This window comes from Paraburkholderia phytofirmans (genome assembly GCF_046028095.1).
Classification (GTDB): Bacteria; Pseudomonadota; Gammaproteobacteria; order Burkholderiales; family Burkholderiaceae; genus Paraburkholderia; species Paraburkholderia phytofirmans_A.
Genome location: NZ_JAQQDJ010000017.1, coordinates 101,699 through 125,965, shown reverse-complemented (window position 1 = coordinate 125,965; position 24,267 = coordinate 101,699). Strand labels below are relative to the sequence as shown.

Sequence of the window (24,267 nt, the reverse complement as noted above, 5' to 3'; positions counted from 1 at the left end):
ATGGCTCAGCCCCGTGAATCTACCAGCGTCAGCGCGCAAGCGTAAACGAGCGCACCGCACTGCTCTTTTCATAGAAGCGGCCGTTCTCGAACTGCTCGGCGACGATCGTCCAGTAATAGACACCGGCCGGCAGATCGCTCACGATCAGTTGACCGCCCGACAGATCGGTGCGGTCCACGAGCGGATGGCGCAGATCGGCCGTGCTCGCCAGCACGAAACGGAAGCGTGACTCGACCGTGGCGCGGCTGACGAACCAGCGGAATTCATAGTCGCGGCTGCCGGCCCGCTGCGTCGCCGACGCGGCCAAACCGAGCTGGCGGCGTTCGAACGCGTACACCTGCGGCAAGCCCTCGAGGCCGTGGGCGTCGATCGCGGCAATGCGTACGAAATAGGTGCCGTCGGCGAGGTCGCCAAAATCCGCGTGCGGCTCGCTCACGCGCTGGTCGCGGATCAGGTCGAGCTGGTCGGCGTCGCGCGCGATCTGCACGCGGTAGGCCACCGCGCGGTCGGCCGGCACGAGGTCGACCGCAACCGTTTTGCCGTCCTGCACCTTGGCCGGCTGCGTGAGCGCCGGCGCGGGCAACAATTCAACCGGGCCGCCGATCGTGCCGCCCGCCCGCGTCACACTGCCGAAGCGCGCCTTCACGAGTTGCACGGAGGCTTGCAGCGGCACGCCGGGCGGCGACGCGAAAGCGCGACCGCCGAGCGCGGCCGGGTCGACGCCGACCGCGCCGTCCAGCACTTCTACCGCGGTGCTTCGCGCGTCGCCGTCGTAGGCGATCTTGAAGCGCGTGCCGCGCACGCCCGCCACGACGGACGGCGAGCGGATCTGGAAGCGGTCGTCCTTTTTCGTCGCGTGCGTGACCTGGCTTTCGACTTCGCCATTGCGCAGTTCGAGCAGACGATCGCCGGCGCCGGTCAGCGTGGTGCGCCTCAGCGTGCCGATATCCAGCAGGCCGTTCTGCCCCACCGTGACGTGCGAGCCGTCGGGCAATTCCAGCGTCACAAAACCGTTGTCGCCGGTGCGCACGCGGTCGCCTTCGCCGAGCGTCGTCCCTTCGGCGAGCGGCACGTAGGGGTTCTTGCCGAAGGCGTGCTCGGCCGGTCCGCTGGTCGCGATCACGCGAGCGGATTCCTGTTCCTGTTTGAGCTTGTCGGCGGGCAGAAGCAACGCGATGCCGGCCGGCATGCGGCGTGGCGCGGGCACATGATTCAGGCGGCTCAGCACGGCCCAATCGCTCGAGTCGCGCATATAGCGGCCGGCGATCTCGTAGAGCGTGTCGCCTGCGTGAGTCAGATACGAGACATAGGCCGGCGCGGCGGCTTTCGCACGCGGTTTCGGCGCGCGCGACGCTTGCGCGGACGCCGACACCGGCGCGAAACAGGTCATCGCGAGCAGGCCGGCGGCCGCGAGCCATGCGCCGCTGCGTCGGCCCGGCGAAACCAGGCGGCCGCGTGCTGCTCCATCAACGCAAACCGTCACGCCTCCCCCGCTTCAGGGCGTTCGCCGGCCGCTGCCGGCGGCGTGGCGGAATCGATTCTCTCCAGCCGGTAGCCATAGCCGTAAATCGGCGTCAGCCGATAGCCCTGCTCCGGGCGCAGGCCGAGCTTGCTGCGCAACATCGACACGTGAGTGTCCATGGTGCGCGACGGAATGTCGGTCGCCTGCTTCCAGATCACGTCGAGAATATGCGCTCGCGACAGCGGCCGGCTCAGATGCTGGAACAGCAGAAGCGCGAGTTCGAACTCCTTCTGCGTAACGGCGACCGTCGTGCCGCGCGCCACCACGTGCTTGGCGCCCAGATCGAATTCGAATTCGCCGAAGACTTCCTTCGCCGCGGCCGGCTTGAGATGGTACGCGCGGCGCAGCAGTGAACCGACGCGCGCCAGCAAGACCGCCGCGGACACCGGTTTGACGACGTAGTCGTCCGCGCCCGTGTTGAGAATCGACGTGATGTCGGTTTCGCGGCCGCGGCTCGTCATGAACAGAACCGGCAGGCGCTCGGAGAGGCTTTCGCGCACCCAGCGCAGCACCTCTTCGCCCGACATGTCGGGCACGTTCCAGTCGAGCACCAGCAGATCGAACGTCTGGCGCCGCAACTGCCGCACCAGTTCGCGGCCCGCACCGTATGCGTGACAGATATGGCCCGCCGCCGACAGCGTTTGGCAAACCAGGTCGGCCTGAGCCGAATCGTCATCCAGGACAGCAATTCTCATAACACCCCGCAACGCGACATCCTTCGTAACTGGTGGCCGGCTGGCCGGCAGATGACCGGGATGACGGCGTAAGCACCGACGATCCGGCTTTCAATTTCATCTTCGGCTGCACATTTTTCGACTAGTGGTCCTTTGCCTTGCGCCCTGTTCAGGCCTTCCGCCGCCATCTCGATATTAGGACGCGTGATTCGCTTTATCGCCGAGGTATCGAGGGGGAAGGCCATCATAATCGAAAAACGGCTGCTGTTTTCCGGATGCGATTAAGCCGCTATCCGGTCCGGCTATGCGACGCCATTTATTGGTATCGACCGCTCGGGTCGCGGTTCGGGTCGGCTGGTCTCGCTCGCACGGTGATTGGCCCCGTTCGCCGTTGTCTTTGCAGGCCGCGTCTTACATTCAGCTCGCGGCGATTTGACAATTTGCGAGTCAGTATAGGAACAGTCTCAAAATAAATCGTTTAAGAATTGTCAAACCGCAGGGCTCGCGATCCGGACAAAAAAATGCGGCGCGGCCTCATTCCGAAGGCCCGCGCCGCTCAAAACATCACACGCTCGCAAGGGGTCTAGCCGCACGAGTAAAGTCAAATTAGCCCGTCATAAAATCGAGCTCAAGATGAAAAAACTGCCTTTGTAACTGGCAGCGAGGTAGTTATTACGTCGGACGTAATTCGCGCGGGAGGGAGAGCTTGCGCCATATGCGCTGAAAATCGTATGAATTGAAGCGTTCGCAATGGGGAATTTACATACGCAGCCATTTTGTTACAGTCGATGCGATTGTGGGACAGATTGTCGGATTACTACGGCAACCTTTAATCAATCAATTTGTTAGCTGTTCGGCCAAGCTCCTCTCGTACCCACGACCGGCATCAGGCACCCATGCAGCGGCGTGCCGCCGCGACGCGTTCCAGCGTGACCAGCGCTTTGCCCACCGAACCGATGCCGAGCGCCTGCGCGGCGGCATACGATAAATCGATGATCCGTCCACGCACGAACGGTCCGCGATCGTTGATACGAACGATCACCGAGCGCGCGCCGCCGAGCGCCGTTACCCGTACGCAGGTGCCCAGCGGAAAGGTGCGATGCGCCGCCGTGAGCGCGTGCATGTCGTAGCGCTCGCCGCTCGCGGTGCGGCGTCCGTGGAACTGCTTGCCGTACCACGTCGCCGTACCGGTTTGCCGGAGGGTGTTGCCGCATGCGCAGGCGGGTGTGGACGATGCGGTATCGTCGTTCACCAGTGGATCGGGCGGCGGCTCGTCGTTCGCGGTGTCTGATGCGTGCGATGCGCGGGACCCGCCAATTTGCATCGCATGCTGTGCTGCACTTTGACCCTGGCGATCGACGGCTGCACCGCCGCTAAGCGAATCGCGACCGGCGTCCGGTTGCGCGCATCCGGCGAGCACCAACAGCGCGCCGAGCAGCAGGACTGCCGACGCGCGCCGGGCCGCCGCAAAGCAATGTGGAGAGAAAATCATAGGCATCACGTCGCGCGGCGCACTGCCTGCGGCAGGCTCCGCGTCCCGTTCGAATTCAAGGTCACTGCAGATGAGCGGCGAGGCCGCGAGCGCGCCGTGTTACTGGCGTTTCGGGAGGTACTTGAGCGGATCGACCGGCTTGCCGTCGGCGCGCACTTCGAAGCGCAGCGACGCCTGGCCTTTGTCGTCCGCGCCCATTTCGGCGACCACCTCGCCTGCCTTGACGTCCGCGCCTTCCTTGACGAGCAGCGCGCGGTTGCTGCCGTACGCCGTCAACAGGTGGGCGTCGTGCTTGATGATGATCAGCTTGCCGTACGCCGCGATGCGCCCGCCCGCGTACACAACCCGGCCGCCCGCCGACGCCCGCACGGGTTCGCCGACGCGCCCGCCTATCAAGATCCCCTTCGTCTTGCCCGACACGAACGGCGCGCTCACCTGACCGCTCACCGGCCACGCGAGTCGTGCCTTCGCGGACGCAGGCTCGCTCGGACTATCCGCGAAGATGGCGCGCGCTTGTGCGAGTGAATTCGATGACGCGCCGGTTGCAGACGGTGCGCCGGCAACTAGCGGTGGCGCAACGCGCAGCACCTGACCGACGCGCAGGCCGTCCGTGGGCGACAACTGGTTCCATTGCGCGAGCGCCGAAGGCTCGCGACCGAACGCCTTGGCGACGCCGATCTGCGTGTCGCCGGGGTTGACGCGGTAAAAGCCCGCAGGGACTTGCGAAGTGGGCACCGGCGTAGGCGCATTCGAGAATGCAGTCGCGGGCGGCGGTGCTTCGTCAACATGGGTCGGACGTGCCGGCGGTGCGCCAGACGAAGGCAGCGCGCAACTTGTCAACGACGCGGCCAGCAACAACGCGAACAGCACGGAAGAGCCCGATTTGGTAACACGGGACGAACAGGTTTTCATCGGGGAGATCCGGATCAATCGAACCGGGCCGGCGACCTGCGCCGGCCCGCATCGTCACATCGTCGGGTGATGCTTACGGCTTAGCCGGCGCTGCGTCGTCGTTCGACGGCGCATCTTGCGCGCCGCTGGCAGCCGACGCCGCCTGATGGCGATGCGCGTGCTTGTGATGCTTTTTCTTGTGGTGATGCTTGGCGGCCGGCGCGGAGGCTTCCTGCGTAGCCACGCCTGCTTGCGACGATGCTGCGACCGGGTTGGATGCCTGGGCGAATGCGCCGATCGAGAACAGACCCGCGACGGCAACGGTGAAAATGTGCTTCTTCATGGACGGTATTTCCTTAACGAACTGCGTTGAATGACCGCTTCACGGTCGCGTGTTCAACGAGTGTCAGGACAAAGCGTTGACGGCATCGCCGGGAACGGGGCGTTCCTTGACCATTTGTCACGCTTGCGCTCATGGCAGCATCAAATGTGGAGATATTTGAGCGCCCGCGAACGGGCGCAACGTCGCGCGGCGCGGCATGCGCGCCGGAACGTTTCGAGATCGTTTTCCGGATAACCGGTTCCTACCGGCCGCTTTCGATTTCCGGCATCGGCGCGAACAGCGCGTCGAGATCGTCGTCCGAGAATTTGGCGGCGCCGGCGGCGTCTTCGGAAAGAATGCTGTCGGCGAGCCCGGCCTTCTGCTCCTGCAACTCGACGATCTTTTCCTCGATGCTGCCCGCCGCGATCAGCTTATAGACGAACACCGGCTTGTCCTGTCCCAGCCGATGCGCGCGATCGGTCGCCTGATTCTCGGCGGCCGGGTTCCACCACGGGTCGTAGTGGATCACCGTGTCGGCGGCGGTCAGGTTCAGGCCGACGCCGCCCGCTTTCAGGCTGATCAGGAACAGCGGCACCTCGCCCTTCTGAAAACGCTCGACCGGCGTGACGCGATCCGTCGTGTCGCCGGTGAGCATCACGTAGGGGATCTCGACCTCTTCGAGCGCTTGCGCGATCAACGACAACATGCCGGTGAATTGCGAGAACAGCAGCACGCGGCGGCCTTCCTCGATCAGTTCCGGCAGCATCGACAGAAGCAGGTCGAGCTTGGCCGAGCGCATGGCGCGTGCGCCCTTCTCGATCTTGCCCGTCCTCTCGGCTTTTTCAGGAACGTCGCCCGCCTCGCCGGCTGCCTTGAGCGTTCTGACGAGTCGCGGATCGCAGCACACCTGGCGCAGCTTCAGCAACGCATCGAGCACGATGATGTGACTGCGCGCGAGACCCTGCGCGCTGACGGCGGCGCGCACTTTCTCCTGCATCGCCGTGCGCACGGTTTCGTAGAGATCGCGCTGCGCGCCTTCCAGGTCCACCGAGCACAGGATCGTGGTCTTGGCCGGCAACTCCTTGGCGACCTCGTCCTTGCGACGGCGCAGCATGAACGGCCGGATGCGCCGCGCCAGCAACGCGCGACGCACACCGTCGCCGTTCTTCTCGATCGGATTGCGCCAGCGCCTGGTGAAGTCTTTCTGGCTGCCGAGAAAACCCGGCAACAGAAAGTCGAACTGCGACCACAGCTCGCCGAGATGATTTTCCAGCGGCGTGCCCGTCAAACACAGCCGATGCCGCGCGCGCAGCCCGCGAATCGCCTGCGCGGCTTTGGTGGTGGCGTTCTTCACGTACTGCGCTTCGTCGAGAATCAGCAAGTGATACTCATGCTCGGCGAGCACCTTCTGGTCGCGCCACAGCAGCGCGTACGTGGTCAGAATCAGTTCGTGTTCGCCGATCTGCTCGAAGCGCTCCTTGCGCTGCGGACCGTTGAGAAGCAGCACTTTCAATTCGGGCGCGAAGCGGCGCGCTTCCTCGCGCCAGTTGTGCACGAGCGTGGTCGGCACGACGATCAGCGCCGGCCGTGTCAGACGCCCCGCTTCTTTCTCCGCGAGGATATGCGCGAGCGTCTGCACGGTCTTGCCCAGACCCATGTCGTCCGCGAGCACACCGGCGAGGTTCTGCTCGCGCAGAAACTGCATCCAGTTCAGGCCCTGGTGCTGATAAGTCCGCAGTTCGGCCTTCAGGCCGCGCGGCACCTGAACTTCGCGCAGACCAGGCCCGGCTTGCAGACGCTGCGCGAGTTGGCGGATCGAATCGTCGCCACGGAATTGCCAGCGGCCCGTGCCGTTCAGCGCTTCCAGGCGGCCGGCGTCGACGGATGCCACGCGCAGCGGCGCACCGTCCGCGAGCGAGCCGCCGAGCGCGTCGAACAGATCGACCAGCACGCGCACCACCGGCTTCAGTCGATCGGCGCGCAAACGCAGACGTTTGTTCTCCTCGGTCTTCAGCTCGATCGGTTCATCGTCGGCGATGGCTTCGAGCGCGCCGCCCAGCCAGCGCTTGTCGCGCCGGAACAGGTCGGCGAGCAGCGGTTCGAGCCGCACGTTGCGCTCGCCGATGCGAATGCCCATCTCGAGATCGAACCAGCCGTCGCCGGCCTGATGCGCGGTGCCTTCGATCGCGTCGATCTCGATCACGTTGTAGCGGAACTCGGGCGCCATCGTCACACGCCAGCCTTTGCTCACGAGCTCCGGCACGGCGTCGTTGACGAACGCGGACCACGCCTCGGCATCGGGCAAACCGAGCATGGTGTCGGGCAGCAGGCGCGAGGCGTAGACGCGGCTGGTCGGCACCTTCTGCAAACCGGTCTTGCGCAGTTCGAGCAGACGCTTTTTCTCGGCCTCGTAACGGCGGCGGATATGAATGACATCGCCGCCCGGCATCGGCACGAGCGTCACGCTGCTGTCCACGTTGATGCTCACGCCTTCGTAATCGAAACTCACGCCAGCCAGCTCGACCGATCCGGATTGACGCAGCCCCGCCTTGCTCGTCGAAGACGGCAGCGCGTGACTATTGAGCGAAAGCACCGGCACCGGCTCGACGTCGATCACGCGAATCGCGGACGCGTCTTGCGTGGGCGGCAGCGGCAACTCGGGCGCGATCTCGCGTAGCACCGAAGCGACCAGCGGCGCTTCGGCGAGCGAGATGGGCGGCATGGCGAGGTAATCGGGCAACTGCTGGAACGGCAGCGACGACTGGACGATGCCCGCCTCGTTCGCGACGCCGTCCACGTACCAGACCGGCTCGGTCGGCAGCACCATGCTGGCGCGCGGTTCGGTGCAGAGCACGGGCCTCAGGCGTTCGTCGGGGAGCGGCTCCCATTCGATCCGGCCAGGCCGGTCGGCGCCGCGCGACAGCGCGGCCGGTCCGGCCTCGCCGGGCGCGGGCTTGAAGTCGAAGAACAGCCGCCCCGTCGCGATCAGTTTCTGCAGCATCTCCGCGCCGCTCGTGCCGCGCAGAATGAACTGGCCGAAATCTTCACGGGAGCGGCCAAGCCACAGACCGCGCAGGATCGACAGGTCTTCGTCGGAGACGAACTTGGGCTGCTTGAGCAGCGCCGCTTCCACATTGCCCCAGGCTTCGTCGACCGCGACGACCGCGCCGGCAGCATTGCAGCGCGCGCGGTACAGCACCACTTCGTGGCGCTTGTGGAAGCTGGACCAGTTCAGCTGGTACGCGAGCGTTTGCGTGCGCGGCGCGCTCGCCTTCTGCGCGTCGGCATCCGCGGCCTCGGCGCGGGCGCGAAAACGTTCGAGCCAGCTGACCAGTTCGGGCCGCACGCCTGCCGGCTGCCCCATGTGCCCCATGTGTGCAATCCGCTTCGGCGGCAGATCGCCGGTGGTCTCGCTGTCGTCCGGTTCGACCTGGGTGATATGGTCCATCTCGTCGTGGTACTCGAGCTCGGCGAACAGCAGCGCGGCGACGTGCTTGCAGTTGCGGCCGACCGGACACGTGCAGTCGCCCTGCGCCCAGGGCGAACCGCCATCGGTACGGAATCGCACCCGCGTTTTGTAGGGGATCGGCCGGGTGCCCTGCACGTCGCCGCTGAGCGTGGCGCCGTGCCATTTCACGTTGGCAACGGGGCCGACCGAGCGCGCCTTGGCGACGGTGTGGTCCCCGAGCCATTCTGCAATCCGTTCCCGATCAAAGAAAACTGACGACATCAGCGTCCAATCCTATTCAAGCCGGCTTAGGCAAACGCGCGGACAGAATCAGTCCGGTGCGCGGATGGCGCCGGCCGGTGAATATCTGTGCGGCATCGATTGCCTGTGGTAACCGGCCATTTTACGCGTTGGACAAAATGGGTTGTGTGCCCACCTCCACATCCACGCCAGCCGCCGCGAACACCTGAGCTAGTGCGGGCGCCGGTGCTTCATCCGTCACCAGCTGATCGACTGCGTCGGCGCCGAACGCGTGCACCAGCGCGCTGTGACCGAATTTCGCGTGATCGGCCGCGACCACGCACCGTTCGGCCTGGGCGAAGGCCGCCTGCGAAAACGTCGCATCGGCGGGCAGCGCGTCCATGAAACGCCCCTGCATGTCGATCGCGGTAACCGAAACGATCGCGTAGCGCACGTGAAACTGCCGCAGAAAAGCCAGCGCGCTGTCGCCGACCGCGGCGCAATCGTCCGGCCGCAACTCGCCGCCCGCGATGAAGACCCGGTTGCCATTGCGCGGCGCCAGCACGCGCGCGACTTCGATGGAATTGGTCACGACCGTGAGCCGCGAGCGGACGGCAAGCGCCTGCGCGATATGCAGGCAGGTCGTGCCGCCCTCCAGGATCAGCGAATCGCCATCCCGCACCAGCTCGCCGATGCGCGCGCCGATTGCCCGCTTGCCTTCGGCGCTCGCCGTCATGCGTCGCTGGAACGGCGGCTCGTCGAGCCGCTCCGGCAGCATGATGCCGCCGTGGACCTTGATCAGCAGGCCGTCCGCGATGAGCGGCTTGATGTTGCGGCGGATGGTCTCGTCGGACACGTCGAAACGGCCGGCTAGGTCCGTGATCGTGCAGGTGCGCTGCTCGCGGACGAGTCGCAGGATTTCGGCTTGGCGCTGGTTGGAAAACATGGCGATTGGGCGGTGATGGTTCGGTGGAGTCTAGCAAAAGACACAGTTCTGCGGGTTGAATAGCCACACGTTTCCAACTAAAACCACATGTCCACGGCGATGACGGCCCGTTCTATTCTGCTGAAACGGGGCTGCGGTGAAGTCGGTTCCTTCTAAAAACACGATCGTGTGACCGTTGCATGACGCCGCCGAAATCACAACAGGGTCGCGTGCTCGTTGCATTTCGTGTTTTTTTACGGCAATCTACCCACACCTCCTCCACGCATTTCCACACATGTCCACATCCCTTCCCACTCACGCTCGCGTCGCCATCGTCGGCGGCGGGATCATCGGCTGTTCGGTCGCCTACCATCTGACGAAACTGGGTTGGACCGATGTGGTGCTGCTCGAACAGGGCCAACTGTCGTGCGGCACGACCTGGCATGCGGCCGGGCTCGTCGGCCAGTTGCGCGCGCAGGAAAGCATGACGAAGCTGATCCGCTATTCGACTGCGCTCTACGCCGAACTCGAAGCCGATACCGGCCTCGCCACCGGCTGGAAGCAATGCGGCTCGCTCTCGGTCGCGCGCACGGCCGAGCGGATGACGCAACTCAAGCGCACCGCCGCCGTCGCCCGTGCTTACGGCGTGGCCTGCGACGTGATCAGCCCACGCGAAGCCGGCGACCTGTGGCCGGTCATGCGCACCGACGACCTGCTCGGCGCCGTCTGGCTGCCAGGCGACGGCAAGGCGAATCCCACCGACCTGACCCAGGCACTCGCCCGCGGCGCCCGCCAGCGCGGCGCGCGCATCGTCGAAAATACCCGCGTCACGGCGATCCACACGCGGAATGCACACGACGGCAAGTCGAACGGCGCGCGCGAAGTCAGCGGCCTCGCGTGGCGCAACAAGGACGGCGAGGAAGGCACGCTCGGCGCGGACATCGTCGTGAATTGCGCGGGCCAGTGGGCCAAGGCCGTCGGACGCCTGTGCGGCGTGACCGTGCCGCTGCATTCGGCCGAGCACTACTACATCGTCACGGAACGGATTGCCGGCGTGCATCCGGATCTGCCGGTGATGCGTGACCCGGACGGCTTCATCTATTTCAAGGAAGAAGTGGGCGGCCTCGTGATGGGCGGCTTCGAGCCGGATGCGAAACCGTGGGGCATGAACGGCATCCCCGAGAATTTCGAGTTTCAACTGCTGCCGGACGACTGGGATCAGTTCGAAATCCTGATGGAAAACGCGCTGCAGCGCGTGCCCGCTCTGGAAACCGCTCAAGTGAAGCAGTTCTATAACGGCCCCGAATCGTTCACGCCGGACAACAACTTCATGCTGGGCGAAGCGCCCGAACTGCGGCGCTTTTTCGTCGGCGCGGGTTTCAATTCGATGGGGATCGCGTCGGCGGGCGGCGCCGGGATGGCGCTCGCGGAATGGATCGTCGCGGGCGAGCCGACCATGGATCTGTGGCCGGTCGATATTCGCCGCTTCGCGCGCTTCAACGGCAACGATACGTGGCTGCACGATCGCGTCAAGGAAACGCTCGGCCTGCATTACGCAATGCCCTGGCCGAATCGCGAACTCGACAGCGCGCGGCCGTTTCGCCGCTCGCCGCTGTATTCGCTGCTGCGTGACGAAGGCGCATGTTTCGGCAGCAAGATGGGCTGGGAGCGCGCCAACTTTTTCGCGCCTTCGCCTGATGAGGCCAGGATCGAGTACGCATTCGGCCAGCAGAACTGGCTGCCCTGGAGCGGCGCCGAACACCGCGCGTGCCGCGAAGGCGTCGCGCTGTTCGACATGACGTCGTTCTCCAAATTTCTCGTCAAGGGGCGCGACGCGCAAAGCGTGCTGCAAGGCCTCGTCGCCAACGACGTGGACGTGCCGAACGGCACCACCGTCTACACCGCCATGCTCAACGAGCGCGGCGGCTATGAATCGGACTTCACGCTCACGCGCCTCGCCGACGATCAATACCTGCTCGTCACCGGCACCGCGCAAACCACGCGCGACTTCGACACCATCGAAAAATTGATTCCGCACGACAAACACTGCACGCTCGTCGACGTGACCGGCCAATATGCGGTGCTCGCCGTGATGGGCCCGCGTTCGCGCGAACTGCTGCAAAGCGTGTCGAAAGCGGATTGGAGCAACGAAGCGTTCGCATTCGGCCAGAGCCGTGAGGTCGATCTCGGTTATGCGACAGTGCGGGCCACTCGCCTCACCTATGTCGGCGAACTCGGTTGGGAATTGTACGTGCCGGTGGAATTCGCGGTCGGCGTGTACGAGACGCTGCACGCAGCGGGTAAAGCATTCGGCCTCGTCAACGCGGGCTACTACGCGATCGACTCCTTGCGCATCGAGAAAGGTTATCGCGCATGGGGCCGCGAACTCACGCCGGATACGAACCCGTTCGAAGCGGGCCTCTCATTCGCGTGCAAACTCGACAAGGATATTGCGTTTCGCGGCCGCGACGCGCTGCTGAAATTGCGCGCCGAACCGGTGCGCCGCCGCATGGTCGTGCTGACCGCCGACGGCGCCGCGGATCGCATGCTGTGGGGCGGCGAAGCGATTCTGCGCGACGGCAAACCGGTGGGCTTCGTGAGTTCGGCGGCGTTCGGCCACACGCTGGGCTGTCCGGTGGCAATGGGCTACGTGAACAATCCAGACGGCGCAGCGGACGCCGCGTATCTGAACAGCGGCAGCTATGCGATCGACGTCGCCGGCGAACTGCTGCCGGCAACGCTGCATCTGAAGGCGCCTTATGATCCTCGCTCGGAACGCGTGAAGAGTTAAAGAAGCGCTAACGCTCGCCGCGCGCCATGCTCGAAAACACGCCGTCGCGCCGGATCAGCCCGTGAAACAGCGCGGCCGCGAGATGCAGCAGCACGGTGGCGAACAACGCGAGCGCGAGCCACGTGTGCAACGCGCGCAGCAACGCGAACAACTCGACGTTGTGCGGCGCGATCGGCGGCAAGTGCAGCGGACCGTAGAGCGTGACCGGATAACCCGCTGCGGACAGCATCGCCCAGCCGATCAACGGCATGGCCGCCATCAACACATACAGCACCAGATGTGAGGCCTTCGCCGCGAGGCGCTGCGGCGCGGGTATATCGTCGGGCAACGGCGGGCTGCCGCGTGTGATGCGCACGCCCACGCGCAGCAGCACCAGCAGCAGCAACGCAATGCCGAGCGGCCGGTGAATCGCGATCAGCGTGTTGTGCGCGCGCGAGACGGTGGCGACCATGCCCACGCCGATGAACAGCATCGCGATGATCAGGGGCGCCATCGTCCAGTGCAACAGGCGCGCGAGCGGACTGAAATGGGTGCGCGTCGGCCTCATGAGTGATCTCCGTTTGTCTGGGCTTGATGAACCGCGGGGTGCAGGGCTTCCTCGCGTGTGCGGCGCTGGTACGACAGCGCATACGCCGCCGAACGCGCGGCGAGCAAGGGATCGTCCGATGGCGCGATGCCCGCGGGCAGGATCGTCGGATCGAAGTTGACGTCGCGGCACGTGCCGTTTGCCTGCGATGTGGTGTGATCGATCACGAGCGTGCCCGCGTCGATATGCTGCCGATCGTCGGGCCATTGCAGCGTGGCGTCGTTCGTCGGGTCGCCGGGCTTCGCGACCGTCAGGATCAGATGCCAGCGCAAAGGTCCGTCTTGCAGGCGCTGATCGAGGTCGGCTTCGAGGAAATTCTTTGCGGTTTTTTCGGCGTCCGTGATCGGCGCATACGGCGTCTCGGGCACCATAGCCCAGCGCACCGCGCGCGTGTTGCCGGCGCCGTCGGTGAAACGGAATGCGTTGATGCTGTAGTACGCGGCATTCGCCAGACTCGACGAAGGCGGATGCGCCTTCACCCACGCCTGAAACGGCTGGGTCTCGGGATTGGCGGCATAGAACGCCTTGAGTTTGGCGGGGTCCGGTTTGCCGGTCGCCGGGTCGGGCTTCGCCGCGCTCAGTTGCTGATAGAACTGCTCGGGCGTGTGCACCGCGAACACCGGTGTGGAATTCATGCCGGTGCGCCACTGCTCGCCGTTTTGCAACTGGAACAGCAACGCGAGACTGCGCACGGGCGAACTCGTATCCGGCGCGGAAGGATTGCCGCCGGGCACCGCGAAGCGTCCCGTGATGGGCGTGCGGCCGGCCGCGAACACCGCCGCGCTCGAGAGCGCCGCGCCCTCGCCGTTGCTGTCGAAATAGCCTTCAATGCACAGACCCTTCGCATGATTGCGCCGATAACCGGGATGCGGCTGACCCGCCACGGCTTCGAATGTGTTGATGATGCGCGGTGCGGTGAGACGTGCCGGCGTCAGCCAGCCTGCCGTGTAAGCGAAGCCGCCGGCGAGCACCAGCACGGCCGCGCCGATCGCGACGAGTCGGCAAGGCACGCAGACAGGCGCCGGATTGGGAACGGATGGTTTTGCCACGAAAACTCCTCTGTCGGATAGATGCGCTTACCGGGCAAACACACGACGCAGCGATCTATTCCATTCGATATCCGGCGCGCCCGTTCCAGTTGCGCGCCGGGTATCGGCACTTCAATTGACGCTGCCTGCCTGCGCGTCCTGGCTTGCGACGTGGTTGGTAGCCGCCGCTTCTTTGGCGAGTGCTTCCTTGTGCTGCGCGACCTGCTGCGCGAACACCGGGCTCACGTCGGGATACGATGCATCGGTGACGTAATTCAGGCCGTTCTGCTGGGCCTGGATCAATTCCTGGTACACCTCAGCACGCGTCTTGCCTTGCGCGAAAGCACTCGACGAAGCAGCGAGAACGACAACGGACAATGCGGCGAAAGCGATCTTCTTCATGATGAACTCCAATGAGTTTTGTGCGGGTTTGCATGAGGGAGAACCACAGGTCCGCGGCTTTTATTCCTGCCTCGAAGCGAGAGAAAAAACATATTCGAAAGCGGGAATAAACGGACCCGCAATCGGGTTAGCTCGCGCTTTCGGCGGTGCGGTGCGGGCTGCGTGAAAGTGCGCACGCGCGAACCGGCAGCGTAGAAATTGGCGTGCGAACATATGGAATAAACTGGGGTGTGTGCGTGTTCGCCCCTCGACAGCCGAACTCCGACGCACGCCGACACCATGACCACTGACGCCCCATCCGATTCGCCGCTTTCCGAAGCGGACATTCAGGCCTACGCCGACGGCACGCTGACGCCCGAGCGCGCCGCGTTTTTGCGGGAATATCTGGGCAAGGATCCGGCGGAGGCGCGCCGCGTGGCGTTTTACGGCAGGCTGAACGCGCAGATCCAGCAGGCTTTTCAAACAACTGACGAACCCGTGCCGGGCCGCGTCACGGCGTGGCGCCGCGCAATCGCGCGCATCAACATGTCAAAACGCACGCGGAAGTGGCTCAACGCGCTGGCGGCGCTTGCGCTGACGTTCGCAGTGGCAAGCGGCTGGCTCGCCGCGACCCAGGTGTCCGCCCAGGCGCTGAACAACGCCGCGGTGATGGCGCTCGCGGAAAGTGCGGCCGGCCAGGTTTCGGCTGCATCGCCCACACGCGTCGATGCGTCCGCGCCGAATCTCTCGGCGATCGGACTGCGTCTCGTGGACCGACGCGTGGTGGCGCTGGGCCCGCTGCAGCGGGTCAGCGAATTCATCTATCTGAACGGCGACAATCAACCGGTCGTGCTGCTGTCGGCTTTGGCGCTGTTCGCGCCGGTGCAGGCGCAGTGGTCCGCGAGACGCATCGGCGAGATTCGCCTGTTGCTGTGGACCGCGCAGCGGCAGCGTTTCGTGGTCGCCGGCGACGCTCGCACCCACGGCCTGATGCGCGCCGCCGACGCAATGACCATGCGATGACGATGTGATGAATACAGCACGCGATTCACGATCTCAGACACTGCGGCGGAATAAAGTGCACACAAACGTGTTCGCATCTCAAATGCGTCTTTTCGCGCGACAGGAGCACGCCTCCTCGCCTGCGGGAAACCCCACGATTGGGATAAAAAATGGATGTCCGTGACGAGTTGATGGAACATGTGCCGCGATTGCGGCGCTATGCGCGAGCGCTGATCAACAACCGCGACCTCGCCGACGACCTGGTGCAGGACACGCTCGAGCGTGCGCTCGGCCGCACCGGCATGTTTCAGCCGGGCACCGACCTGCGCGCGTGGCTGTTTACGATCATGCACAACGTGTTCGCCAATCAGGCGCGCAAGGCGTCGGCGCGCGCCGTCCACGTGGCGGTCGACGACGAAAGCGTGTCCGAGAGCGAATTCGCCGTGCCCTCCGAGCAGACCCGCTCGCTGGAAATGCGCGACCTCGACTACGCGTTGCAGCGTCTGCCCATGGAGCAGCGCGAAGTCGTGCTGCTGGTGGGCCTCGAGGAAATGAGCTATGCCGATGTGGCGCTTGCGCTGAACATTCCGCTCGGCACGGTGATGTCGCGGCTGTCGCGCGGACGCGAACGCTTGCGGGCGTTGATGGCGGGCACGCAGCCCGGTGCAAAATTACAGGTGGTGCGATGAGCGACCAGACTATGCCGATCGGCGAAGAAGACCTGCACGCGTACGTGGATGGCACGCTGTCCGACGAACGCCGTGCCGATGTAGAACGCGCGCTCGAACAGAATCCCGACCTGGCCGCGCGCGTCAGCGATTATTTCTCGCTGAACAGCATGTTCCACGAGCGCTACGACCGCGTACTGAACGAGCCCGTGCCGAAGCGCCTGCAGGCGCCCGCCCCGCGCCGCTGGCGGATTGCCGCCAACTGGCCGCAATTCGCCGGGATGGCGGCGGCGCTGGTGCTGGGCGTGGGCATCGGCGTGGGCACGCATATGGGACAGGACGCGATCGCGCCGGTCGCGGGCGGCCACTCGGACACGCGCCCTGTCAGCGCCGACAGCTCGGAAATGTTCGCGCGGCAGGCGGCGGTGGCGCATGTGGTCTACATGCCAGCAGTGGACCGGCCGACCGAGCTGAGCACCGACGACCACGAACAGGATTTCGTGCAGTGGCTCGCCAGCCGGCTCGGCACGAACGTGCATCCGCCAGTTCTCTCGAAGAGCGGTTTCAACCTCTCGGGTGGACGGCTACTGCCTGGCGCCGATGGCCCGACCGCGCAGTTCATGTATCGCGGGCCGAACGGCGAGCGGGTCACGCTGTGCATCTCGCGTCGCCAGCAGAATTCGAACACGACGGCGTTCAAGCTGTATCAGGACGGCCCGGTGAACGTGTTCTACTGGATCGACGGCGACTTCGGCTATGCGGTGTCGGGAGGCATCGACCGCAAGCAGTTGCTGCAACTGTCGCATGACGTGTATTCGCAGTTGACGGGCGTGGCGCCGGGTTGATCGCTGGGCTTTTTATTTTGCGGGCACGCGGCCTCGAACGTGTGAGGCCGTGCGCATCGCGTTGTTTTTAGGCTCTATCGCGGTATGGCAATGCTGCGCACCTGGTTCGAATCGAACTCGACAATATTGCCCGCATTCGCACCCGACCTGATCAGCTCGCGCGGCGTCACGCCCAACAGGCGGCCCATCCAATGCGCCATGTGACTCTGGTGCGCGAAGCCCGTATCGAGCGCGATCTGACTCGCGTTGAGCTTGCCTTGCAGCAGCAGCGTCCGCGCGCGCTCCACGCGCCGCTGCACCACGTATTGATGCACCGGCATACCGAGCGTCTCGCGAAACAGCACCTTGAAATGCGGCACGCTCAGCTCGGCGAGCGCGGCCAGTTCGCTCAGCGTGAGACGCTGGTCGAGATGCGCTTCGATGAACTCGATCACGCGCGCGGCCGTTTTTGGCGCGAGCGTGCGCCCCTTGTTCTCGAGCGTCGGCGCACCGCCGATCAGGCGCACCACCATCGCCGTACACAGGCTTTCGGCGTAAAGCGGATCGGATGTCTCGTCCGCTTCGAGCTCGGCGCGCAAGGCCCAGGCGAGATGCTGGAAGCGCGGATCGCGCATCTGGAATTGCGGACGCAGTTGCGCATCGGCCGATTTCAACGACAGTTGCTCGACGGTCCGCTGCGCGAACGCCTCGCTGATCCACACGCTGAAAATCGTGCAGGCGGCCTCGTCGCTCCACTGCCCGTCGAGACCGGCGGGAATCACGTCGGCGTCGCCATGCGCCTGGATTCGCGAGTGGCGCCGCTCGTTGCACAGGCAGCGCGCCCTGACCGGCGCGCCGACATGCACGCCCACCCGGTGATACTTGAACGCGGGAATACGGTGCAGCCCGGCCGACACGTTGACCAGTTCCGCGCCGAAGCCCTGCCAGCCGAGCAATCTGCTCGAGCGCAACGTGAGGCGGGAACCGCTATGTGGCAGCGGTTGTGGTCGCGGTTGCGGTTGCCCTACCGGTTTCGGTGTCACTGCATTCATTGCTTCCCTCGTGGATGACGGCGAGTGAGTCTGCATTGTGCGGCGTTTTGCGCGGCTTCGCTCGACTCTACGCGATTCAACGTTTCTGCTGCGGCGCGGCAAGTAAAACCGTCATCCGAATCTGCGCGGCGCGATCCTTGCCCGCGCGCTTTCCCGCCGCTGCGTCCCTAAGATGAGGGCGTACCGAGTCAACCAGGGAGCGCAACGTGTTCGTGATTTTTGGAGCTGCCGGCAATGTCGGCAAAGTAAGCGCGGCGGCATTGCGCCGGGCGGGCCGCAACGTGCGCGCGGTCGTCCGTGATAAGCAACAGGGTGAATTTCTTGCAGGGCTCGGCTGCGAAATCGTCGTCGCGGATCTGCTCGACGCCGCGACGGTGGCGCGCGCCATCGAAGGCGCGCATGCGGTGCAACTGCTGTGTCCGTTGCCGCGTGGGCACGCCGATCCCGCGCAGCCAATGCGCCGCATGATCGACGTGAGCGTCGCCGCACTGCGCGCCGATCCGCCGCCGCGCATCCTCGCGCTCTCCGACTACGGCGCGGAACATGCAGCCGGCACGGGCATCACCACGCTGTTTCACGAGCTTGAAACGCAACTGCGAACGGTCGATTCGCAGCTGACGTTTCTGCGCGCCGCCGAACATATGCACAACTGGGCGCGCGTGCTGCCGGTCGCGCTCGCGAGCGGCGCGCTGCCGAGTTTGCATCATCCGTTGAGCAAGCGCTTTCCGACTGTCGCCGCGCAGGACGTGGGCGTGCTCGCCGCCGAGGTGTTGCTCGACGGCGGCGCGCAGCCGGTGTCGCCGCGCGTGGTGAGCATAGAAAGCGATGAGCGTGTCAGCGCATTCTATGTGGCGCGCACGATCAGCGAACTGGCGGGCCGTACCGTCGTAGCACGCGAAGTGCCGCGCGGCGAATGGGCCGCGGTGCTGCAAGGCACGGGGCTCGGCGAACACCATGCGCGTTTGATCACCGATCTCTACGACGCGCACAACGCGGGCCGTATCGATGTCGAAGCCGAGATCAGCGAGCGGCGTTTCGGCGCGACGACGCTAGCGGAAGTATTCGCTGCGCTTCTGCCGCGCGTGGCCGCGGCTGCTGCACCTGCCACCGGCACCGGCACCGCTCGATAAACAGGAGAGATCGCATGCATACCTGCCCTTTGCTCCGCGCATCGATCGACGCGCGCAAGGTCGAATCCCAACATCGAACGCAGTCGACACGCACGAGCACGAGCACACGCGCGCACCGCTGGCTGGCGATATCGGCGAGTCTTGCGGGATGGCTCGGCTGGCGCGCGCTGCGGGATATGCTCAACGCCATCCCCGACAGCAACGACGACTTCAGCCTGTTCTGAGCGGCCGCGCTTCGATCCATGGAAGGCACAAAGCAAAGCGCCCGGCATGCCGGGCGCAAGATATCGACGAATCCGCCGCTACAGCACCGGCCGCCATGCACGCACGGCGGCCGGTGCGTGCGGCACCGCCGTCCGTCATTCAGTGCAACGCCTCCTTGAGTGCGATCACAGCTGTTCGAGGTGTTTCACTTTGTTTGCGTTCTCGGCTCAATCTCGGGATCAGGGAACATACATCCGCCATTACGGATCAGCGCCTTCACCTCTTCGCTCACCTGCATGGGGTTTTGATTTAATCGAGCAACGAACTGCTTGCAGCGCCGCACGTACGACTTCGAATCGTGCTTCGCGCTCCAAAGGACTATGTTAAGCACGATGGGAATGAGGTCCAGGCCCTTCTCGGTCAGCGTGTAAAAGTCCTTGCGCCTGTCGTCGGGGCTGGGTGCCCTCGAGAGAATTCCTTGCTCCTCAAGAAACGCAAGGCGGGAAGCAAGGACATTGGTCGCGATTCCCTCCTCCGATTTCAGGAACTCGCCATACGTCTTCTTGCCGACAAAAACGATGTCGCGAATGATCAGGAGCGACCACCGGTCGCCGAAGATCTCCACGCCATAGTTCACTGCGCAATGGGACCGAAGGTCTTCTTTAGATGTCGTCTTCATGGCTAGATATTAACATCGCTTGCATATCGCAAGTAAATTCTGTTGTTTACTTGTTTTTTGCAAGCAATGTGTCTAGCATGGTTGTTCGGGAGTACGAGCAGCACCCAGCAACCAGGAGGCTGCATATGAGCACTATCAGCATCATCGGCACAGGCGGCATGGCCGCGGCGATCGGCGGTCTTGCCGCCAGGGCCGGACACACCGTCGAGGTGATGAGTCGCGACGCCGCCAGGGCGCGGGCGCTCGCCGGGCAGGTCGGAGCCGGCGCGACGACAGGAAGGTTCGCCGCCGCCCCGGCCGGGGACATTGTCATCCTGGCGGTTCCCTACTCCGCCGTTCTCGATGTGGTGAAGCAGTACGGCGAAGAGCTGGCAGGCAAGGTTCTAGTCGACATCACCAATCCCGTCGCCTCCGACCACGCGAGCTTCGTGACCCCCAGCGACAGTTTCGGTGCCCAGCAGATTGCCAAGGCCGCGCCTGCCGATGCGAAAGTCGTCAAGGCGTTCAACACCCAGTTCTCCCACGTCCTGGCTGCCGGTTCGGTTGCGGGCCACCCGCCGCTGGACGTGTTCCTCGCCGGGGACGACGTGTCGGCAAAGGCACGCGTCTCGGCGTTCATCGGGAGCCTCGGACTGCGCCCTATGGATACCGGGCCGCTGCCCATGGCGAGGACGCTGGAGCACGCCTGCCTGCTGTCGCTGGGCCTCCGCACCCATTCCGTCAAGCACGCCAACTTTTCAATCGGCGTCAGCCTTCCCGGCTGAGTGCACGGTACCACCGCTTCTCGCATCGCATTACTCATAAGGAACATTCACATGCACGTTTTCGTCACTGGCGGGACCGGCCAGGTCGGTTCATACCTCATTCCCGGCCTCATCGCCGCCGGGCATGAGGTGGTCGCCCTGGCCCGGTCGGACGCCTCTGCGGCAGCGGCGTCTGCGCTCGGCGCCAGGGTACGACGTGGAAACCTTGCCGACCTTGACGGTCTGAAGGCGGCGGCGGCGGATTCCGACGGCGTCATCCACCTCGGGTACAGGGCCGAACTGCTTTCGTCCGGCGGGATCACTGCCTTAGGCGACTCGGAGCTTTCGATCGTGCTCGCGTTCGGCGAGGCGTTGGCGGGCACTGGAAAGCCATTCGTCGCGGCGGGGAGTATCGGCGCGCCCACGAACCTGGGGCGGGCAGGCCCGCTCCTCGCACCGGCCAGCTTCGGCCGACCGGCGACCGAGGATGACCCGGCCCTTCCTTTTGGACCCATGGACGCGGGCACGCTGGTGGCTCGCAACATCGTGGAGACTGCTGTAGTCGGGCTCGCAGAGAAGGGCGTGCGGTCTTCGGTCGTGCGAATTCCTACCTTGGTGCATAGTTCGACGGGGCGCCTGCAACTGATCGGGCTCGCGAAAACGAAGGGCTTCGTCGGCTATCCCGGTGACGGCGAAAACCGGTGGCCCGCGGTGCACACCAGCGATCTGGCCTCGTTGTTGCGCCTGGCGCTCGAAAGAGGACCTGCCGGCAAGACCTGGCACGCGGTCGGCGACGAGGGTATCCGGTTCCGCGAGATAGCGGAGGCCATTGCCGCCCGCCTGGGCCTGCCCGCCGTGAGCATTCCCGCTGACGAACTGATGCTGCCAGGTTATTTCGGGTTCCTGACGGCTGTGGTGACGCTGGACCTCGCGGCGTCCAACGCGATCACGCGCCAGGTCCTCGGCTGGGAGCCCACTCAGCCCGGCCTGATCGCGGACTTGGACAACGGTCATTACTTCCCCGCCGGCTGACAAGCTGACGGCAGGGAGCCGGTAGCAAAGCACCCGGCCGTCATACCCAAGGTCATGAGCAAACGGCCCATGCATTTTACAAAACCCGTCACCTTCAAACTCGGCGCCAGCCTTCCCGGCTGAGCGCGCTCGCAGAACTTCTCGCATCACATCATCAACAGGAGCCCTAACATGCACGTATTCGTCACTGGCGGGACCGGCCATTCCGGTCCGTACATCATCTCCGAGCTCATCGCCGCCGGCCATGAGGTCACCGCCCTCGCTCGTTCAGACAAGGCGGCGGCTGCAGTGTCCGCACTCGGTGCGAAGGCGCGTCCCGGTACCCTCGAGGATCTTGACGGTCTTAAAGAAGCGGCCGCCGCCTCCGACGGTGTCATCCATGTCGCACACCGGCAAGACCTGATGCCGGTCGGCGGGATCAACGCCGTGGCCGACGCGGAGCTTCAGATCATGCTCGCATATGGCGAGGCGCTGGCCGGAACCGGAAAGCCGCTGGTCTCATCGGGAAGCATCGGCTCGCCCGGCTGGGAGAACCTGGGTCGGCCGGCCACCGAGGAGGATCCGCCTCTTCCCGGCGGCGATCCATACAAGAACACCTTGCGGGTTCGCAACATTGTGGAAACCACCGTAATCGGCCTCGCCGAAAAAGGCGTGCGGTCTTCAGTCGTCCGGATTCCTGAAATCATGCACAGCACGACCGATAACGTCGGCTTCCTTCCGTTGCTGATCGGGCTGGCGAAGGAAAAGGGTGTCGTTGGTTACCCTGGAGACGGTGCGAACCGGTGGGCCGCCGTGCACGCCCGCGACCTCGCCACCGTGTTCCGCCTGGCGCTTGAGAAGGGCGCCGCCGGCAGAAGCTGGCACGCGGTTGCGGACGAGAGCATTCCTTACCGCGAGATCGCCGAGGCCATCGGCAGTCGCCTGAAGCTGCCCGCCGTGCCCATTCCCGCTGACGTGCTGATGCTGCCGGGGTATTTCGGGTTCCTTGCGAATCTGGTCACGCTGGATACCCCGGCGTCGAGTGCCATCACGCGCCAGACGCTCGGCTGGACACCAACGCAGCCCGGCCTGTTTGCCGATATGGACAATGGCCACTACTTCCCTGCCAGCTGAGCTAAGCGGACGGCAGCGACTCCCGCATCGCGCCGAGCCCGACCAGGACACTATCCACCCGGAGCGGTAGGAGGGTGACGCAAGTGGCTCGGCGCACGGAAAACATCATGGGGCGAAAGCCTCGTACAGATCACGGGCATACCCCAACTCAGAAGGATATTTGACATGAGCACTATTAGCATCATTGGCGCAGGAGGCATGGCCACGGCGGTCGCCGCCCGTATCGCCACGGCAGGACATACCGTCGAGGTCCTGAGCCGCGACCCCGCCAAAGCGCGGGCGCTGGCCGATAAGCTCCCAGCGGGAGCGACTACCGGGACTTACGCCGCCGCGCCGACGGGCGATATCGTCATCCTCGCCGTGCCGTATGGCAGTGCGGCGGCGGTAGTGGCCGATTACGGAGACGCGCTCGACGGCAAGGTGATCATCGATATCACCAATCCGGTCGCCCCGGAGCTTTCCGGCCTCGTCACCCCGCACGGCAGTTCCGGCGCGCAGGAGATCGCCAGGGGTCTTCCGGCCACCGCGCACGTCGTAAAGGCGTTCAACACTATTTTCGGCCACGTGCTTGCCAAGGGTGGACGCCTCGACGCGTTCATCGCGGCCGACGACGCGGAGGCCAAGGCGCGCGTTTCGACCTTCATCGAGAGTCTCGGACTGCGTCCGTTGGATGTCGGCGGCCTGCACATGGCCTCGACGCTCGAGGCGCTCGGTCTGATGATGATCGGCCTGGCCAAAAACGGCGCCGGCACCTGGGACATCGCCTTGAACGTCGAGATCGGCTGAATCGCCGACGCCACGTCCTCACCGGCAGGTCCACAACACCACTGGGAGCAAGCCATCTCTCACGGCGTTCTCGTTAACCCATTCCAGTGGGGTTGTTTATCGACGGCGGCTTTTCGACCACATGAAATCATGCCGAAGAGCGTGGGACGATCCGATGCAACAGAAATGGAGAGATTTCGATGAGCACGCATGAGAATGTCCAGATTGTGAAGGAGTTTTTTGCAGCAATGGGCCGCGGCGATAAGCAAGGTCTGCTGGCGATTTCTGCCGAAGACATTGAGTGGATCATTCCGGGCGAGTGGCCGCTGGCCGGCACCCATCGCGGGCATGCGGGATTGGCGGCTTTGCTTCAGAAGGCTTCCGAAATGGTGGAAACGTCATACCCGGAGCCCCCCGAATTCGTCGCGCAGGGCGACCGGGTTCTGGTCGTCGGCTTCGCCACGGGCAGGATCAAAGCCACGAACAGGACGTTCGAGGACGATTGGGTCTTCGCCATTACCGTTCGAAATGGCAAAGTGACGAACATCCGGGAGTACATCGACACGCTTGCACTGGCGCGGGCCTCCGAACTTTAGAGCTGAAGCTAGCGATGAATCTGACAACAATAGTCAATCAGTTGGGTCGAACTGAGTCTGTCGAAGTCGCGGGCAGGCACGTTAGCGCGGGTACTTAGCTCACCGAGACGCGAACCCGTCGAGCTTCACGCGCTGTATCCGACACGCCGCAGCATGTCA

Annotated in this window: 23 protein-coding genes; 11 read left to right on the top strand and 12 right to left on the bottom strand. The window is 64.6% G+C overall.

Translation table 11 applies throughout. From position 1 onward, the window contains the following. Positions 1-28: 28 nt before the first annotated feature. The 7 genes from PQR54_RS34275 to PQR54_RS34245 form a co-directional block, all read right to left on the bottom strand. Entirely contained in the window at positions 29-1,483 is a 1,455-nt protein-coding gene (locus PQR54_RS34275; protein ID WP_408253499.1) for a FecR family protein, read from the bottom strand. Continuing rightward, positions 1,480-2,217 carry a response regulator transcription factor gene (locus PQR54_RS34270; RefSeq protein ID WP_106311440.1) on the bottom strand — a complete coding sequence of 246 codons (738 nt, stop codon included), beginning with the start codon at positions 2,215-2,217 and terminating at the stop codon, positions 1,480-1,482. Before PQR54_RS34270 ends, PQR54_RS34275 begins: the two co-directional genes overlap by 4 nt. Before the next feature lie 865 nt (positions 2,218-3,082). Beyond that, complete coding sequence (locus PQR54_RS34265) at positions 3,083-3,688, bottom strand: septal ring lytic transglycosylase RlpA family protein (protein WP_408253496.1); 606 nt, start codon at positions 3,686-3,688, stop codon at positions 3,083-3,085. A gap of 99 nt (positions 3,689-3,787) precedes the next feature. Continuing rightward, positions 3,788-4,600, bottom strand: coding sequence for a peptidoglycan DD-metalloendopeptidase family protein (locus PQR54_RS34260; protein WP_408253493.1), 813 nt, complete (start codon positions 4,598-4,600; stop codon positions 3,788-3,790). A 73-nt stretch (positions 4,601-4,673) separates the two neighbouring features. Continuing rightward, positions 4,674-4,922: a hypothetical protein gene (locus tag PQR54_RS34255; protein ID WP_408253491.1), complete on the bottom strand. Its 249-nt coding sequence runs from the start codon at positions 4,920-4,922 to the stop codon at positions 4,674-4,676. A 241-nt stretch (positions 4,923-5,163) separates the two neighbouring features. Further along, positions 5,164-8,631, bottom strand: coding sequence for a DEAD/DEAH box helicase (locus tag PQR54_RS34250; RefSeq protein WP_408253488.1), 3,468 nt, complete (start codon positions 8,629-8,631; stop codon positions 5,164-5,166). Positions 8,632-8,752: 121 nt separating this feature from the next. Further along, positions 8,753-9,535 carry a DeoR/GlpR family DNA-binding transcription regulator gene (locus tag PQR54_RS34245; RefSeq protein ID WP_408253485.1) on the bottom strand — a complete coding sequence of 261 codons (783 nt, stop codon included), beginning with the start codon at positions 9,533-9,535 and terminating at the stop codon, positions 8,753-8,755. A 274-nt stretch (positions 9,536-9,809) separates the two neighbouring features. Between PQR54_RS34245 and PQR54_RS34240 the strand changes: the two genes are divergently transcribed. Further along, on the top strand, positions 9,810-12,305 hold the full coding sequence (locus tag PQR54_RS34240; protein WP_408253482.1) for a GcvT family protein: 2,496 nt from the start codon (positions 9,810-9,812) through the stop codon (positions 12,303-12,305). Between the two features lie 7 nt (positions 12,306-12,312). Here the strand turns inward: PQR54_RS34240 and PQR54_RS34235 are convergent, their stop codons facing one another. From PQR54_RS34235 to PQR54_RS34225, 3 genes are all read right to left on the bottom strand, one after another. Further along, the gene (locus tag PQR54_RS34235) at positions 12,313-12,852 is read right to left on the bottom strand and encodes a cytochrome b (protein WP_408253479.1); all 540 of its coding nucleotides are present in this window, start codon (positions 12,850-12,852) and stop codon (positions 12,313-12,315) included. Next, on the bottom strand, positions 12,849-13,940 hold the full coding sequence (locus PQR54_RS34230; protein ID WP_408253476.1) for a catalase family peroxidase: 1,092 nt from the start codon (positions 13,938-13,940) through the stop codon (positions 12,849-12,851). The genes PQR54_RS34235 and PQR54_RS34230 overlap by 4 nt, the downstream gene beginning before the upstream one ends. A gap of 111 nt (positions 13,941-14,051) precedes the next feature. Continuing rightward, positions 14,052-14,321: a DUF4148 domain-containing protein gene (locus PQR54_RS34225; RefSeq protein ID WP_408253473.1), complete on the bottom strand. Its 270-nt coding sequence runs from the start codon at positions 14,319-14,321 to the stop codon at positions 14,052-14,054. Between the two features lie 279 nt (positions 14,322-14,600). Here PQR54_RS34225 and PQR54_RS34220 point away from each other — a divergent pair, with 279 nt between their 5' ends. The 3 genes from PQR54_RS34220 (at position 14,601) to PQR54_RS34210 (ending at position 16,815) form a co-directional block, all read left to right on the top strand. Further along, a complete protein-coding gene (locus tag PQR54_RS34220) occupies positions 14,601-15,323 on the top strand; it encodes an anti-sigma factor family protein (protein WP_408253470.1) in 723 nt (240 codons plus the stop codon). A 149-nt stretch (positions 15,324-15,472) separates the two neighbouring features. Further along, positions 15,473-15,991 (top strand): sigma-70 family RNA polymerase sigma factor, encoded by a 519-nt coding sequence (locus PQR54_RS34215; RefSeq protein ID WP_012426855.1) that lies wholly within the window; start codon positions 15,473-15,475, stop codon positions 15,989-15,991. Next, on the top strand, positions 15,988-16,815 hold the full coding sequence (locus PQR54_RS34210) for an anti-sigma factor family protein (RefSeq protein WP_408253467.1): 828 nt from the start codon (positions 15,988-15,990) through the stop codon (positions 16,813-16,815). Before PQR54_RS34215 ends, PQR54_RS34210 begins: the two co-directional genes overlap by 4 nt. Positions 16,816-16,889: 74 nt before the next feature. Here the strand turns inward: PQR54_RS34210 and PQR54_RS34205 are convergent, their stop codons facing one another. Further along, positions 16,890-17,846 (bottom strand): AraC family transcriptional regulator, encoded by a 957-nt coding sequence (locus PQR54_RS34205; protein ID WP_408253464.1) that lies wholly within the window; start codon positions 17,844-17,846, stop codon positions 16,890-16,892. A gap of 206 nt (positions 17,847-18,052) precedes the next feature. On the opposite strand from PQR54_RS34205, the gene PQR54_RS34200 reads away from it, so the two are divergent. Beyond that, on the top strand, positions 18,053-18,976 hold the full coding sequence (locus PQR54_RS34200; RefSeq protein ID WP_408253461.1) for an NmrA family NAD(P)-binding protein: 924 nt from the start codon (positions 18,053-18,055) through the stop codon (positions 18,974-18,976). A 14-nt stretch (positions 18,977-18,990) separates the two neighbouring features. Then, positions 18,991-19,200, top strand: a complete 210-nt coding sequence (locus PQR54_RS34195) for a hypothetical protein (RefSeq protein WP_408253458.1) — start codon at positions 18,991-18,993, stop codon at positions 19,198-19,200. A gap of 185 nt (positions 19,201-19,385) precedes the next feature. Here the strand turns inward: PQR54_RS34195 and PQR54_RS34190 are convergent, their stop codons facing one another. After that, positions 19,386-19,859, bottom strand: a complete 474-nt coding sequence (locus tag PQR54_RS34190) for a winged helix-turn-helix transcriptional regulator (RefSeq protein WP_408253455.1) — start codon at positions 19,857-19,859, stop codon at positions 19,386-19,388. 125 nt (positions 19,860-19,984) lie between these two features. Here PQR54_RS34190 and PQR54_RS34185 point away from each other — a divergent pair, with 125 nt between their 5' ends. The 5 genes from PQR54_RS34185 (at position 19,985) to PQR54_RS34165 (ending at position 24,108) form a co-directional block, all read left to right on the top strand. Next, on the top strand, positions 19,985-20,623 hold the full coding sequence (locus PQR54_RS34185) for an NADPH-dependent F420 reductase (RefSeq protein ID WP_408253453.1): 639 nt from the start codon (positions 19,985-19,987) through the stop codon (positions 20,621-20,623). Between the two features lie 51 nt (positions 20,624-20,674). Then, positions 20,675-21,634, top strand: coding sequence for an SDR family oxidoreductase (locus PQR54_RS34180; RefSeq protein ID WP_408253450.1), 960 nt, complete (start codon positions 20,675-20,677; stop codon positions 21,632-21,634). 171 nt (positions 21,635-21,805) lie between these two features. Beyond that, entirely contained in the window at positions 21,806-22,747 is a 942-nt protein-coding gene (locus PQR54_RS34175; protein WP_408253447.1) for an SDR family oxidoreductase, read from the top strand. A gap of 165 nt (positions 22,748-22,912) precedes the next feature. After that, positions 22,913-23,533 (top strand): NADPH-dependent F420 reductase, encoded by a 621-nt coding sequence (locus PQR54_RS34170; protein ID WP_408253444.1) that lies wholly within the window; start codon positions 22,913-22,915, stop codon positions 23,531-23,533. 179 nt (positions 23,534-23,712) lie between these two features. Continuing rightward, positions 23,713-24,108, top strand: a complete 396-nt coding sequence (locus PQR54_RS34165) for a nuclear transport factor 2 family protein (protein WP_408253441.1) — start codon at positions 23,713-23,715, stop codon at positions 24,106-24,108. Positions 24,109-24,267 lie beyond the last annotated feature (159 nt).